Below are 1,912 nucleotides of genomic sequence, written 5' to 3' on the forward strand. Positions count from 1 at the left end.
GGCGTACGGCCAAGCGCCCCGAACTGGGACCGGTGGGTGACGTGGTGGGTGGCTGAGGTGGGTGTCGCCGGGGGTCAGTTGTTGAGGACGCCGCGTACCAGCGCGCCGACGAGGCGCAGGATCGCGCCCGAGCCCTCGGCGACCACCTCGGCTCCTTCGACCGCGAGGTCCGCCGCGTCGTCCCACGGGACCTGCCCCCTGCTGCCGATGCCGAAGACCGCGACCATCGCGTGGGCGAGCGCGGCCTCGTCCGCCGTCGGCCGCGCCCAGCCGCGCCAGCGGGTCAGATAGGGGGCGGTCCGGGCGCGCCGTGTCTTGGCGCTGCCGCGCGGGAGGGCGAACGTTCCGACACGCCGGCGGAACGGGAGCAGGCCCAGCAGGCGGTGGCGGCGGAAGAGGGCGCTGCGTCGGCGGCGTGTGGGGCGCAGTACCAGGACGGTGCGGGCGGCGCCGCCCGGGCTGTACGGGTTGGCGGAGCCGTCAGCCGGGCCGTCGGGGCTGCTGTACTCCAGCCGCAGGCGGACGCCGCGGCGGAACCAGCCGTTGCGTTCCCGCCGCAGCACGACCGCACGGTCGCCCAGCCGGACTTCGAGGCGTTCGGGCCGGGGGCGCGGCGGACGGGCGGACGAGCCGGGCGGCGGGTCGACGGTGGCGGTCTCCGGACGGCGGACCACCGTGACGGTGGGAACGCCCGACCCGGAGACCTCCGTGACGCCGGACACCCACTCCGTGCTGGTGTAGAGGCCGCCGAAACGCGGGTCGGCGATCTTCACCACCCGTGTCGCCAGCGTGGCGGACGCCACCAGGCCGGCAGGCTCCGCGCTCCCCATGGCTTCCCCGTTCTGTGCGTGGGCTGGTCACCGGAGTGGACGCCCTGGCCGACCCGGTGGTTGCGTGGCGGAGCCGGGGAAGGGGGAGGGGGTCAGTCGGCGGACTCGGGGGTCCAGCCGCCTTCGCCGGACCAGTGTGTGTAGAGGGGACGGTCGGTGGCGCCGCTGGTGCGGAACGGCCGGCCGGCGTCGTCGATGCGCGTGGTCCCCGAGCGCCCCTTGGACGACCAGGCGAGTTCGAGGTACCAGTCGGCGTCGTGGCGGGCCGTCCCGGCGGTGACCTCCAGGACCTGCGGCTCCGTCTCGGAGACCCGGAACGGGAAGCGGGGGGCCGGGAGGCGCTTGCCCTCGCCGGCGTTGGCCGACAGGTCGAGGCCGTCGCGCGGCCGGGCCTGCGGGCGGTCCGCGTCGAGGTCGACCGTGAACACGGCGGGGGAGAGGGAGCCGCCGCAGCCGTGTCCCATGTTGTAGGCGTTCCACTTCAGCGGTGGTCTGCGGTCGACCACCCGCACGTAGAGGCCCTTCAGCACGACGCTCTCCGCGCCGGTCCCCTGGACGGTCACCTCCACGTTGGTCGTGCCGGCGTGCACGGCGCGCTGCCGCGCGGCCCAGCGCGGCGCGTCCTGCTCGACGGGCGGTGGCGGCACGGAGTCCGGGGCCTGCCGGAGGAGGTAGCGGTGGTCGCAGCCGGACTCCCAGACGTGGGAACGGGTGGTGAGGGAGATCGGCGCGGGCTTGTTGTCGGCGGGGCGGCTGTCCGCGGGGGGTGAGGTGGTGCGCGCGCCGCCGGCGGTGGCAGGGTCCGAGCGGCCGAAGGTGAGGTAGACGGGCACGAGGGCGGTCAGCGTGGCCACGGCGAGGGCGGCCGCCAGCCAGGTGCGGCGCCGCCGCCGGTCGCGGGGGAGGGGCGACGGGGCCGGTTCGGCGGCGTCGGCCATCGAGAAGCCGGCGTCCGGTGTTCCGCGCTCGGCCGGCGTCGGGTCGGTTGGCGGCGTGGCGGTGAGCGGTTGGGCGGTGTCAGGTCCCGCCGGCGCGTCGGGCGTCGGTGCGGTGTCGGGCGTCGGCGGGGTGGGGTCGGGGGG

Annotated in this window: 2 protein-coding genes; both read right to left on the reverse strand. The window is 76.5% G+C overall.

Annotated features, from left to right (window positions below):
• Window positions 1-74 precede the first annotated feature (74 nt).
• A complete protein-coding gene (locus tag GL263_RS25845; RefSeq protein ID WP_182858159.1) occupies window positions 75-830 on the reverse strand; it encodes a hypothetical protein in 756 nt (251 codons plus the stop codon).
• A gap of 92 nt (window positions 831-922) precedes the next feature.
• Window positions 923-1,912: XRE family transcriptional regulator (locus GL263_RS25850; protein WP_182858160.1), on the reverse strand; the 990-nt coding region annotated here is incomplete at its 5' end.

Source organism: Streptomyces durbertensis (assembly GCF_014156695.1).
Classification (GTDB): domain Bacteria; phylum Actinomycetota; class Actinomycetes; order Streptomycetales; family Streptomycetaceae; genus Streptomyces; species Streptomyces durbertensis.

Coding starts and splice junctions, on each gene's coding strand:
- GL263_RS25845 (WP_182858159.1), bottom strand. CDS start 830: ATGGGGAGCGCGGAGCCTGCCGGCCTGGTGGCGTCCGCCACGCTGGCG.